At 66.4% G+C, this 12,306-nt stretch carries 8 protein-coding genes and 1 tRNA gene; 4 read left to right on the plus strand and 5 right to left on the minus strand.

Going from position 1 to position 12,306, the window contains the following annotated elements:
• Positions 1 to 17 precede the first annotated feature (17 nt).
• Positions 18 to 722 carry an HAD family hydrolase gene (locus tag AC07NT_RS04500; RefSeq protein ID WP_498597623.1) on the plus strand — a complete coding sequence of 235 codons (705 nt, stop codon included), beginning with the start codon at positions 18 to 20 and terminating at the stop codon, positions 720 to 722.
• 12 nt (positions 723 to 734) lie between these two features.
• On the opposite strand, the gene AC07NT_RS04505 is transcribed toward AC07NT_RS04500, so the two are convergent.
• From AC07NT_RS04505 to hpnC, 5 genes are all read right to left on the minus strand, one after another.
• Entirely contained in the window at positions 735 to 1,886 is a 1,152-nt protein-coding gene (locus tag AC07NT_RS04505; RefSeq protein ID WP_498597622.1) for an ABC transporter substrate-binding protein, read from the minus strand.
• 151 nt (positions 1,887 to 2,037) lie between these two features.
• Entirely contained in the window at positions 2,038 to 4,464 is a 2,427-nt protein-coding gene (locus AC07NT_RS04510) for a penicillin acylase family protein (RefSeq protein WP_498597621.1), read from the minus strand.
• A gap of 99 nt (positions 4,465 to 4,563) precedes the next feature.
• Complete coding sequence (gene hpnE / locus AC07NT_RS04515; protein WP_498597620.1) at positions 4,564 to 5,820, minus strand: hydroxysqualene dehydroxylase HpnE; 1,257 nt, start codon at positions 5,818 to 5,820, stop codon at positions 4,564 to 4,566.
• Complete coding sequence (gene hpnD / locus AC07NT_RS04520; RefSeq protein WP_498597619.1) at positions 5,817 to 6,656, minus strand: presqualene diphosphate synthase HpnD; 840 nt, start codon at positions 6,654 to 6,656, stop codon at positions 5,817 to 5,819. Before hpnD ends, hpnE begins: the two co-directional genes overlap by 4 nt.
• A gap of 19 nt (positions 6,657 to 6,675) precedes the next feature.
• Positions 6,676 to 7,554 carry a squalene synthase HpnC gene (hpnC, locus tag AC07NT_RS04525; protein ID WP_498597618.1) on the minus strand — a complete coding sequence of 293 codons (879 nt, stop codon included), beginning with the start codon at positions 7,552 to 7,554 and terminating at the stop codon, positions 6,676 to 6,678.
• 70 nt (positions 7,555 to 7,624) lie between these two features.
• Here hpnC and AC07NT_RS04530 point away from each other — a divergent pair, with 70 nt between their 5' ends.
• The 3 genes from AC07NT_RS04530 to AC07NT_RS04540 all read left to right on the plus strand — a co-directional run bounded on the left by AC07NT_RS04530 (position 7,625) and on the right by AC07NT_RS04540 (position 12,264).
• Positions 7,625 to 8,809: an efflux RND transporter periplasmic adaptor subunit gene (locus AC07NT_RS04530; RefSeq protein ID WP_498597617.1), complete on the plus strand. Its 1,185-nt coding sequence runs from the start codon at positions 7,625 to 7,627 to the stop codon at positions 8,807 to 8,809.
• 7 nt (positions 8,810 to 8,816) lie between these two features.
• The gene (locus tag AC07NT_RS04535; protein ID WP_498597616.1) at positions 8,817 to 11,993 is read left to right on the plus strand and encodes an efflux RND transporter permease subunit; all 3,177 of its coding nucleotides are present in this window, start codon (positions 8,817 to 8,819) and stop codon (positions 11,991 to 11,993) included.
• 184 nt (positions 11,994 to 12,177) lie between these two features.
• Positions 12,178 to 12,264: transfer RNA gene (locus tag AC07NT_RS04540), tRNA-Leu, on the plus strand.
• Positions 12,265 to 12,306: the final 42 nt, after the last annotated feature.

Below are 12,306 nucleotides of genomic sequence, written 5' to 3' on the forward strand. Positions count from 1 at the left end.
GGTATTCTCGCCCACCTATGCTGGATCTGAAGAAAGTCAGGGCGATATCCCTGGACCTCGACGACACCCTCTGGCCGATCTGGCCGGTGATCGCCCGCGCCGAACGGGTGCTGCAGGACTGGTTGCGCCCGCAGGCTCCGAAGACCGCCTTGTGGCTGGCCGATGCCGAGCAGCGCCTGACGCTGCGCCGGGAGGTGCAGACCAGCCGGCCCGAGATCGGCCACGACCTGCGCGCCCTGCGTCAGGAGCTGATCCGCCGCGCCTTGCAGCGTCATGGCGAGGATACGGCGCTGGTGGAAGGCGCCTACGAGGTCTTCATCAACGAGCGCATGCGTGTGGAGCTCTACGAGGATGCGCGCCCCGCGCTGGCCTGGCTGGCGCAGCGTTACCCGGTCGTGGCCCTGTCCAATGGCAATGCCGACGTGCAGCGCATCGGGTTGGGCGAGTTTTTCCACGCCAGTTTGAGTGCCCAGGCCTTTGGCCTGGGCAAGCCCGATCCGCGTTTCTTCCACGCGGCGGCGCAGGCTGCCGGTGTGCTGCCGCACGAGGTGCTGCACGTGGGGGACGATGCGGCGCTGGACGTCGTGGGGGCGGTGAACGCCGGCTTGCAGACCGTCTGGGTCAACCGGGCCGGCCACGACTGGGCGCACGAGACGCACCAGCCCCACGTCACCGTGGCCGATATGGGGGCCCTCTGCGCGTTGCTGCAACAGACCGGCTGAGCCGGCGCGACCTCAGCGTTTGTAGCGATCGCCGGTGAAAAACGTCAGTTCCACAAAACTCGAACCCAGGTGCTTGTCGGTTCGGTAGTCCAGTTCGAAACCACCAAGGTCCAGCGGCTGCATGGTGTGGAAAGCCTCGACGAGCTTCTCGGTGCCGACGTTGCCGTTGCGGCTGCCGCGGCGCAGCCCTTCGATCAGGGCGCGTGAGGACAGATAACCTTCCAGCGAGGCGTGTGACAGCCGGGTGATGCCGGCCTTGCGCATGGCACGCTGGTAGGCGGCTACCACGGGCAAGGCGATGGTGTCCGGATGCGGGACCACCTGGGCCACGGTCATGCCGTTGCCCGCCGGGCCCAAGGCCTTGAGCACGGGCTCGGACCCCAGCAGCGACAGGGCGAAGGATGGCGCCTGGACGTCCTTGCGCAAGTCGCGGGCGAACTGCAGGCTGTGTTGCCCGATGTAGAGCGACAGATAGGAGGTCGGCTCGAATCTGGCAATGTCCGCGATGCCATCGGCGATGCCCTGTGGCGTGTCCTTGATATGGAAGGCACGCCAGGCCGTGTTGCGATGCTTGCGCGCGACAGCGTCGAAGGCCGCCAGACCGGCCTTGCCAAAGGCCGTGTCCGAGTAGGCCACGGCGCAGCGGTCCATATTGACCGTGCCGATCTGCCGCACGATGCGGTCCAGTTCGTTCGAGTAGCCTGCCCGCATGTGGATGACCAGCGGGTGGTGTGCGCGCAGCGCGTCGATGCCGGTGATGGGGGCAATCAGCGGAGTGCGCGCCTGGGTCACGGTGGCCATGGCGCCCATCACGCTGGAGGTGCCACCGCAGGCGAAAAGGCAAAGCACCTGCTCCTCTTCGACCAGCTTGCGGGCGTTCTCGGCCGCCTTGTCGGTGGCACCCCCATCGTCCCGGCTCATCAGTTGCAGCGGCCGCCCGGCGACGCCGCCGCGCTCATTCACTTCATTGAAGGCCGCCTGGATACCCTTGTTCAGTTCAACAAAGGGCCAGGCCAGCGGCCCGGTGAGTGCCGCGGTCTGGCCTATCCGCCAGCTGTCGGCCTTGGCGTGCAGCAGGCCCGGAAAGGCCAATGTGGCGGCAGCGCAGCTGGCGCCGCGCAGGAGGGCACGCCGCGCGGTGCCCGTGAGCAGTAGCTTGTCCATGGTCTCCTCGTCTGTTGTGGTATGCCGGCGGTGCGATGCCGCAGACGAGGAGGATTCTGGGTGTCCCTGTCGGGCGCCCATGTCAGGGCTGTGACAGCCTGTCCGTGGCGGGACAGCTTGTCCGGTAGGGGACAGGCTTGCAGGGCCCGACCTAGGGAGCCGGCTGCAGCACCAGCGTGCTGCGCGTGGAGGCCTTCACGTCGGACGGGTTCAGGTGCATGGGCTGGTAGCGGCCGGCGATGAAGTCCTGCGCCTGGTCTTTGTAATGCGGATCGAGCAGCACGCCGCTCTGGCCTACAGGGTTGATGCCCAGGGCCTTGCCGGCATCGGCGAAGTCGATCAGCCGTCGCGTCGAGGGGCCGTAGTTCACGCTCCAGGGTGCCGGGCCCAGGGCCTGCGCGAGGTTGTTGGGGAGCTCACGCCCACCTGGTGCTTCCAACGGGCCGACGTTGAACAGCTTGTCCAGCGGCTGGATGCGGCCCAGGGGATGGCCGTGGGTCAGGGTGTGGTTGTTGCCCCAGGTCCAGCCGGGCAGGGAGATGCCGCGCAACTCCTGCAGGTGCTTCAGGCTGGCACGCCAGGCCTGCACCACGATGTCGTTGCGGTTCTCCTTCTTCTCCGTGCGGCGATCGTCCCACCAGGGGGAGCGCACGTCGGCGGCCAGGCGGGGCAAGGCGTGGTCGATGGCACGGGTGCGCAGCAGGTTGTTGAATTGCACCTCGCCCAGTTCGTCGGCCATGCTGGCCTTGAGCAGCTCGTAGACGAACTGGTTGTAGACCGTGGGGGCGATGCTGGTCATGTTGTGGCGGCCGTCCCACTCGGCCATCTGGTCGATCAGTGCGCGTTCAATGGAGTCGGTGGCCTGATCGCGCAGCAGCGGCAACAGGGGGCGCAAGACGCGCGGCCCGTAGTCGGTTTGTTCGTCGAGTTGCAGGGCCTGGCTGTTCTGCAGGTTCCACAGGGTGCCGGTGGGGCGCAGCAACTGGTCCAGGCGCCGCGCGCGGTCCGGCAGGTTGTAGTAACCCGGTACCGGCACGCCGCTGCGCGGCACCGGCTGGTGGTTGGCCGAGACGATGTAACCGCGTGCAGGGTTTTCCTCCTGCGGATTGTCGGCAAAACGGTAGAACCCCGGCTTGTCGGCCTGTTCGCTGCCGCCGTCGAGGATGAAGCTGGGGTTCACGCTGAGCGGGCGCTGCACCAGCCTGGCCGCGGCCCACCAGCCGATGTCGCCGGCTGCGTTGGCCCACACCACGTTGAGGCCGGGCGCGTGGATCTTGCTGGCCGCGTTGCGTGCCTTGGGAAGGGTATCGGCGCGATTCAGTTCGTAGAAGGCTTCGAGGATGGGGTTCTCGGTTTCCAGGAAGGTCCACCACATGGCGATCGGGGCCTGGCCCAGGCTGTCGGGGAAGGCCTGGTTGATGAGCGGACCGTAGGGCGAGCGGGTCAAGGTGATGTTGACCGGGTCGGCATTCTTCACGGCGATCGTCTCGGTGCGGCTCTGCAGCGCCACCCACTGGCCCTGGTGCCAGACCTGCCTAGGGTTGTCCGGGTTCACCTTCAGGGCCACCAGGTCCATGTCGTCGTTCTGGAACATGGTCAGGCTCCAGCCGAACTGAGGCGTGTGGCCCAGCAGGGCAAAGGGATTGAGCGCTTGGTGGTGACCGTAGAGTTCGAAACCCGGCGCCTTGAGGTGCGCCTCGTACCAAACAGCGGGCAAGGAGTAGGCGATGTGCGGGTCACCCGCCAGCAGAGGTTTGCCGCTCGCAGTGCGTCGCCCGGAAATCGCCCAGGCATTGCTGCCTTCGAAGAGCGGCACCCCCGCCAGGTCCATGGCCTGCTGGCTGACTTCGGACACCCGAGCCAGCCCCTCCCAGTCGGCCGCCGCCAGCGTGGGCGAGGAGGGCCTGCGGGCCATGGGGCCGACCACGCCCAGGGGTTGCCATTCGAGATCGAAGACTCGCAGGTAATCGGGGCCAAGCTGGTCCCGCACATAGGTCAGCACGGGCTCGGTACGCAACGTGGCAGCGAAGCTGTAGGCCAGGTAGCCAGCCACAGCCAGGGTGTCGACCGGGGTGTAAGGCTGCGGCTGGATGCGCAACATGCTGAATTCGACCGGCAGGGGGCGTGTGTCCTGGAATTCGTTGATGCCGTCCAGATAGGCCAGCAGGCCCGACCAGGTGGGGCTGCTGCGGTCGATGTTCTTGATTCTTTGTTCGGCGTGGGCGCGCAGTTCCAGGGTGCGAAACAGGCGGTCGGTGTCGAGCAGCTTGGGCCCCAGGATCTCGGCCAGTTCACCGCGCGCCAGGCGCCGCACCATCTCCATCTGGAACAGGCGGTCCTGCGCATGCAGGAAACCGAGGGCACGGTAAAGGTCGGTTTCGTTCTGCGCCTGCAGGTGTGGCACGCCGCGCTCGTCCCAGTCCACCAAGACCGGGGCCTTGAGCTGGCTCAGCATGAGCGTGCCGCTGCGCTGCGGCAGCTTGCTGCGGGCATGCCAGACACCCGCTGCAATGGCGATGGCCAGCACGGTGAGCAAGAGGATGAGCAGGACGAAAAGGAACTTGAATGCGCGTTTCATCTCAGCGGAGCCTCCTGATTTTCGGCGGTGTAGCCGCCGATTCTGTTGCGCTGCCGGCGCCCTGTCGATGTTGGGGCGCTGGTCTCATATCACTTTGTATCACTTGGCGAGGGCCCGCACCGCCGCCAGACCGCTGCGCACCGCGCCCTCCAGCGTGGCGGGGTAGGGACCTTCGACGTAATCGCCGCAGGCCAAGAGGCCCAGTGCGATGGACTGAGGCGGGCGCCGCAGGCCGGGCGTACAGGCGAAAGTGGCGCGTTTTTCGACGACCGTCTGTACTGCCTGCAAGTCGAGGCCCAGTTGCGTGCGCGCCTGTGCCAGCACCTGTGCTTGCAAGGCATCGCGATCGCCGTGGCTGGCACTGACCACCAAGGCCAGCAGGCCGGCGGGGCCGCCGAGCTGGCCACGGTCGAAGACGAACTGCGCGGGATGCTGCGCGTCGTGGCGCAGGGCCAGCATGGGGGTGGCCAGCCGTGCATCCTGTGCCCAGGCGTAGACAGTGGCGATGGCTTCGAAGTGCAAGGCTTCGGCCGTGGCAGCCCAGGTGGCGTTCAGCGGCGCGACCAGGCGTGCGGCCTCGGTGGGGGTGCAGGCCAGCAGCACGGTGTCGAAGCTCTCGCCGTCAAGCTGCCAGTGCGTGCCTTCGCGCAGCAGGCTTGTGATGCGTGCGCCGGTACGCACCGTGGCGCCGCGCGACTGCAGCCAGCGCGCGGCGGCCTGTGGGAAGAGGGCGCCCAGGTCCAGGCGCGGCAACAGCAACTGCGAGCCGCCGCGCACAGCGAAGAGCGCGTCGTGCAGCACGCGCAGGAAAACCTGCGCACTGGCCTGGTGGGCCGGTGTGTTGAGCGCCGAGACGCACAGGGGCTCGATCAGCTCCTGCATGACATGCGGGCCCAGCGTGCGGCAGAGCTCGGCCACGGAGAGCGTGGGCGCGCATTCGAAGCGCGCGAGCTTCCAGCCAGCGGCAGCGCGCAGCAGGCCCAGGCGTTCGCGTAGCGGCCAGGCCCGGTTGCGCAGGATGCCGGCCAGCACGTCCAGCGGCACGGGCAGGTCGGGCAGGCGCAGGCCGGCGCCGTCGGGGAATTGCAGGGTCAGGGGCACGCGTCGCAGCGCGGCTTCGGGGTCCACGCCCACGGCGCGCATGAGGCGCTGGCTCTCGGTGTAGGCGCCGATCAGGATATGCTGGCCGTTGTCCACCGTGAGTGCACGACCATCGGGCAGCACCGCCTCGACGGCGCGCGCGCGCCCGCCCAGGGTGCGCGCGGCTTCGAAGACGGTGACGGTATGGCCATCCTGCGCGGCCTGTACGGCGGCGGCCATGCCGGCCCAGCCGGCGCCGACGACGGCGATCTTCAAAGCTTCCCCAAAGCCTGCACGCGCCAGGCGAGCCAGAGCTTGCGCAGGGGCGTGAGGCTGGTGCGCTGGTGCAGCACCTGGAAGTTGTCGTGCTCAATCTCGCGCAGCAGGGTGCGGTAGATGCTGGCCATCATCAGCCCCGGTTTCTGGGCGCGGCGGTCCACGTCCGGCAGCATGGCCAGGGCCTCGTCGTAGAGCAGGTGGGCTCGCGCGGTCTGGAACTTCATCAAGGCCGCGAAACGCTCCGAGTACTGGCGGTTGAGCACCTCGTGAGCCTTGACGTCGAACTGCTGCAGCTCGTTGACCGGAAGGTAGATGCGGCCGCGCAGCGCGTCCTCGCCGACGTCACGGATGATGTTGGTGAGCTGGAAGGCCAGGCCCAGGGTGTGTGCGTAGCGTGTGGTCTGTTCCTGGGTCTGGCCGAAGATGCGCGCCGCCACTTCGCCTACCACTCCGGCCACCAGGTGGCAGTAGCGCTGCAGGCCCGGGTAGTCCAAGTAGCGGGTCTGCTGCAGGTCCATCTGGCAACCTTCGATCACGGCCAGCAGGTGGCGCGCCTCGATGCCATAGGTGGCGGTATGCGGCAGCAGGGCCTGCAAGACCGGATGCGTGGGTTGACCTGCATAGGCGCGGCTGACCTCGGCCTCCCACCAGGCCAGCTTGGTCTGGGCCACGCCGGGGTCGGAAACCTCGTCTACCACGTCGTCCACCTCGCGACAGAAGGCGTAGAAAGCCGTGATGGCGGCGCGCCGCGGTTTGGGCAGGAAAAGAAAGGCGTAGTAGAAGCTGCTGCCGGAGGCGGCGGCTTTTTGCTGGACGTATTGCTCGGGCGTCATGGGGCGCATTGTCGCTGCTTCACATGCGCAGGCTGCGCCAGAGCAGCAGCGGGGCATCGGCCGCGCCGACCGTGGGGCGGTGCTGCAGGCTGTTGAAGCCCAGGGCATCGATCTTGTCCAGGATGCGCAGGCCACCCTGCACCACCAGGCGCAGTTCCCAGCCGGCGCGGCCCGGAATGCGGTGTACCAGCGGTGCGCCTTGTTGCATGAGGGCGCGCGCAGCACTGACCTGCGATGCGATCAGGGCCAGTATGCCGGGTGTAGGCGCAAGGGTGGCCAGTTCAGCGCGCCGCACACCATGTGCAACGCAGTCGGCATCTGTCAGGTAGTGGCGGCCACGCGGGATGTCGCGGCTGAGGTCCTGCCAGAAGTTGATGAGCTGCAGGGCACTGCAGATGGCGTCGCTCTCGCGCAGCGCGGTCTCGTCTTGTACGCCATAGAGGTGCAACAACAGACGGCCTACCGGGTTGGCCGAGCGGCGGCAGTAGTCCAGCAATTCCGCCGGGTCTGCGTAACTTGCCTGGTCACGGGTCTTGCGCACGTCCTGGGCAAAGGCGTCGAGCAGGTCGTCCAGCAGGGGGATGGGCAGATGAAAAGTCGCCAGAACGGCGGCCAGCGGGTCGAAGACCTGCGGCCAACGTCCGCTATGGGCCTGACCCTGGGCCAGGGCCAGCAGGTCTTGCCTGTAGGCGCTCAGATCGTCCAGACGCTGCTGGGCCGAGGCATCACCTTCATCGGCGATGTCATCGGCCGTGCGGGCGTAGTGGTAGATGGCGGCGATGGGGGGGCGCAGTCGTGGGGGACACAACCAGGAGGCCACGGGGAAGTTCTCGTAATGCTCGACCGGTCGGGGGGGGATGGGCTTGTTCACGCTGGGGATTTTCGCCCGGCTTGACATAGATCGGGTTTTTACCTAGATTACTGACCAATCGGTTATTAATTTAAAACCCACTTCCGGAACCCCCGCCATGTCCGATACACGTTTCCACTGGCCCAGGCGCGTCGCCCTGGCGGCGCTGTTGCCTATGACGGCTTTCATTCTGATCGCCTGCTCCCCTGCGGCCCCCCCGGAAGAGCCAGTACGGGCCGTCAAGATCATGACGGTGCGCAGTGCGAGCCTGAACGCCACGCAGGAGTTCTCGGGTGAGGTGCGGCCGCGCATCGAATCACGCCTGGGCTTCCGGGTGGCCGGCAAGCTGGTGCGCCGGGAGGTCGAGTTGGGAGAACGGGTCAAGGCGGGGCAGGTGCTGGCCCGGCTCGACCCGCAGGACTATCGTCTGGCGACGGATGCCGCCCAGGCCCAGATGGGGGCTGCGGTGACCAATCGCGACCTGGCGGCTGCCGACTACAAGCGGTTCAAGGAACTGCGGGAGCAGAACTTCATCAGCGGGGCCGAGCTGGAACGGCGTGACGCCGCGCTCAAGGCGGCGCAGGCCCAGGTCGACCAGGCTCAGGCGCAACTGGCCTCCCAGCGCAACCAGGGCAGTTACACGACGCTGGTGGCCGATGCCGCCGGTGTGGTGACGGCTGTCGAGGCCGAGCCTGGCCAGGTGGTCAGCGCCGGCCTGACGGTGGTGCGCGTGGCCCAGGATGGCCCGCGCGATGCGGTCTTCGCAGTTCCGGAAGACAAGCTGGCCATGATGCGCCAGGGTAGTGCGGTGGACGTGCGGGTCTGGCCTGGCCAGACCCAGCTGGCCGGTCGCGTGCGCGAGGTTTCGGCCAGTGCAGACCCGGTGACACGCACCTACCAGGTCAAGGTGGCGCTGGAAGGCAAGCAGCCGCCGCCCCTGGGCGCGACGGTCACGATTTTCCCCAAGCTGCGTAACGAACAACGGATGGCTGCCATCAAGCTGCCGACCAGCGCCCTGCGCCAGGACGGCCAGTCCACGGCGGTCTGGGTGCTGGACACCAAGACCATGACGGTCGCTTCGCAGCCGGTGCAGATCGCAACCGCCGACGGCAACGAGGCCGTGGTGGCGGGTGGCCTGAAGGATGGGCAGCTGGTGGTCTCGGCGGGCGTGCACGTGCTCTCGCCCGGGCAGAAAGTGACGATCTACCATGAGAAGACCGCCTCTACTTTGACCAGCCAGCCGCAGACCGCCGTGAACGCTACGCTGGGCAACGCAGCCGCAGCTTCGGCTGCAAGCAAGTGAGGCGCGCATGAGTTCCACAGAACAGGCATCGACCAGCTTCAACCTCTCGCGCTGGGCCATCGAACATCCGGCGCTCACGCGCTATTTGCTGGTGGTGCTCATGGTGCTGGGCTTTGCCGCCTATTTCCAGCTGGGCCAGGACGAGGATCCACCCTTCACCTTTCGTGCCATGGTGGTGCGCACCTACTGGCCTGGCGCCACGGCGCAGCAGGTGGCCGAGCAGGTCACTGACAAGATCGAGCGCACCCTGCAGGAGGTGCCGGGTTCCGACAAGATCCGCAGCTACTCCAAGCCCGGTGAATCGCAGATCATCTTTCAGCTCAAGGATTCGACCCAGGCGGCCGCGGTGGCCAACACCTGGTACACCGTGCGCAAGAAGATCGGCGACATGCGGGCCACGTTGCCCGGCGGTATCCAGGGCCCTTTCTTCAACGACGAGTTCGGTGACGTCTACGGCGTGATCTACGCGTTGGAGGCCGACGGTTTCAGCGATGCCGAGGTGAAGGTCTTTGCCGATGACGTGCGCCAGCAACTGCTGCGCGTGTCCGACGTGGCCAAGGTGGAACTGTTCGGCGTGCAGGACGAGAAGCTCTATATCGAGATTTCTCAGAAGCGCCTCTCACAACTCGGTCTGGACCTGAACCAGGTGCTGGCCCAGCTGGGCCAGCAGAATGCGGTGGAGAGCGCCGGTGCCGTGCAGACGCCGCTGGACGTGGTACAGGTGCGTGTGGCCGGCCAGTTCGAGGCCGTGGACCAGTTGCGCGCCATGCCCATCCGCGGCAGCACGGGCAACCAACTGCGCTTGGGCGACATTGCAGAGATCAAGCGGGGTTATGTGGACCCGGCCAGCATCAAGGTACGGCACCAGGGCAAGCAGGTCATCGCCCTGGGAATTTCCATGGCCAAGGGCGGCGACATCATCGCGCTGGGGAAGTCGCTGCGCAAGACCACGGACCGCATTGAAAAGAACCTGCCCGCTGGCATCGAGCTGGTGCAGCTGCAGGACCAGCCCAAGGCGGTGGCGACGTCCGTCAACGAGTTTGTCGGTGTGCTGATCGAAGCTGTGATGATCGTGCTGGTGGTCAGTTTCATCAGCCTGGGTTTCCACAAGCACGAGAACTCTCAACACCTGCCGCTGTGGAAGCGCTACTACGTGGACATGCGGCCCGGCCTCGTGGTGGGCATCACCATTCCCCTGGTGCTGGCGCTGACCTTCCTGGGCATGCAGTACTGGGGCATCGGTCTGCACAAGATTTCGCTGGGTTCGCTGATCATCGCCCTGGGCCTGCTGGTGGACGATGCCATCATCGCCGTGGAGATGATGGTCCGCAAGATGGAAGAGGGCTACGACAAGGTGCGCGCAGCCACCTTCGCCTACGAGATTACCGCCATGCCTATGCTCACGGGCACGTTGATCACGGCGGCCGGTTTCCTGCCCATCGGCATGGCCAAGTCGTCCGTGGGCGAGTACACCTTCGCCATCTTCGGCGTGACCGCGCTGGCCCTGGTACTGAGCTGGATCGTGTCGGTCTACTTCGTGCCCTACCTGGGCACGCTGCTGCTCAAGGCCCAGCCGCACCATGCATCGGCCCAGCCGGATCCGGCGGGTGGTCCGCACGAGCATTTCGACACACCGTTTTATCAGCGCTTTCGCGCCGTCGTGAACTGGTGTGTGCAGCACCGCTGGCTCACCATCGGCGCCACGGTGCTGACCTTTGCGTTGGGCATTGCCGGCATGGGCAAGGTGCAGCAGCAATTCTTTCCTGATTCGAGCCGGCCGGAAATCCTGATGGACATCTGGTTCCCGGAAGGTACCTCTTTCACAGCCAACGAGGAAACGACGAAGCGCGTGGAGAAGCGCCTGCTGGCGCTGCCGGGTGTGAATGCGGTGAGCACCTGGGTAGGCTCGGGCGTGCCGCGTTTTTACCTGCCGCTGGACCAGGTCTTCCCGCAGACCAATGTCTCGCAATTCATCGTCCTGCCCAAAGACCTGAAGACGCGTGAAACGCTGCGCGTGCAACTGCCTGCCCTGCTGGCCCAGGAATTCCCTGAAGTGCGCGGCCGCGTGAAGCTGCTGCCCAATGGCCCGCCTGTACCCTATCCGGTGCAGTTCCGCGTGGTTGGCGGCGATCCGGCTGTGCTGCGCGCGCGCGCCGACGAGGTCAAGGCCGTCATGCGCGAGAGCGCCAATACGCGCGGCGTCAACGACAACTGGAACGAGTCGGTCAAGGTGCTGCGCCTGGAGGTCGACCAGGCCAAGGCGCGCGCGCTGGGGGTGAGCAGCCAGTCCATCGCTCAGGCTGCGCGCACGCTGCTCAGTGGCCAGAACGTAGGCCAGTACCGCGAAGGTGACAAGCTGATCGATATCGTGCTGCGCCAGCCGCTGGACGAGCGCAACGCCATCACCGATCTGGCCAACGCCTACCTGCCTACCGCCAGTGGTCGCTCCATTCCTTTGACGCAGATTGCCAAGCCGGTCTTCACCTGGGAGCCGGGCGTGATGTGGCGCGAGAACCGCGAGTTCGGCATCACCGTGCAGTCCGATGCCGTGGAAGGCATGCAGGGCGCGACCCTGACGGCCGAGTTGCTGCCTTCGCTGCGCGCGCTGGAGTCCAAATGGCATGCCGCTGGCCTCAACGGCTACCGCATCGAGGTGGCGGGCGCGGTGGAGGAAAGCAGCAAGGGCACGGGTTCGATCGCCGCCGGCATGCCCCTGATGCTTTTCATCACTTTCACGCTGCTGATGTTGCAGTTGCAGAGTTTCAGCCGTGCCATGCTGGTTTTCCTGACCGGTCCGCTGGGCTTGGCCGGGGTGGCTGGCGCGTTGTTGTTGCTCAACCGTCCCTTCGGTTTCGTGGCCCTGCTGGGCGTGATTGCCCTCATGGGCATGATCCAGCGCAACTCTGTCATCTTGATCGACCAGATCGAGCAGGACCGTGCCGCCGGGATCCCGGCCTGGGACGCCATCGTGGAGTCCGCCGTGCGCCGTCTGCGCCCCATCGTGCTGACTGCCGCTGCTGCCGTGCTGGCCATGATCCCGCTGTCGCGCTCGGTCTTCTGGGGCCCCATGGCCGTGGCCATCATGGGCGGTTTGATCGTCGCCACCGTGCTGACCTTGCTGGCCTTGCCGGCCATGTACGCCGCATGGTTTCGCGTGAAGCGCGAAACACCGGCGTTGCCCTGAGATCGCAAAGCGGGCCGCGCGGTAGTGCGAGCCCCGTCTGGTTCCGGGTCAAACGTCAGGTTCCAGCCTCGGCTTGAAACCGGGGCCAGGCTCAGGCGGGAAACGCCGGCCCCGGCAGGTTAAAATAGCCGGTTGACCGATTTCATCGGGGAGGTCTGTCTGTGACCTCCCCATTTTTGTTCCCGCGCGGGTGGCGAAATTGGTAGACGCACCAGGTTTAGGTCCTGACGCCAGCAATGGTGTGGGGGTTCGAGTCCCCCCCCGCGCACCAGTCCGGACAGCTCGTAGGGCGGCCGGACCGGCCGGGAGTGCG

Source organism: Hylemonella sp. GW821-FHT10B10 (genome assembly GCF_059415585.1).

Bases quoted from the DNA above. Each gene is read 5' to 3' on its own strand.
- AC07NT_RS04500 (WP_498597623.1), top strand. From the start codon at position 18: ATGCTGGATCTGAAGAAAGTCAGGGCGATATCCCTGGACCTCGACGAC.
- AC07NT_RS04505 (WP_498597622.1), bottom strand. From the start codon at position 1,886: ATGGACAAGCTACTGCTCACGGGCACCGCGCGGCGTGCCCTCCTGCGC.
- AC07NT_RS04510 (WP_498597621.1), bottom strand. From the start codon at position 4,464: ATGAAACGCGCATTCAAGTTCCTTTTCGTCCTGCTCATCCTCTTGCTC.
- hpnD (WP_498597619.1), bottom strand. From the start codon at position 6,656: ATGACGCCCGAGCAATACGTCCAGCAAAAAGCCGCCGCCTCCGGCAGC.
- hpnC (WP_498597618.1), bottom strand. From the start codon at position 7,554: ATGTCAAGCCGGGCGAAAATCCCCAGCGTGAACAAGCCCATCCCCCCC.
- AC07NT_RS04530 (WP_498597617.1), top strand. From the start codon at position 7,625: ATGTCCGATACACGTTTCCACTGGCCCAGGCGCGTCGCCCTGGCGGCG.
- AC07NT_RS04535 (WP_498597616.1), top strand. From the start codon at position 8,817: ATGAGTTCCACAGAACAGGCATCGACCAGCTTCAACCTCTCGCGCTGG.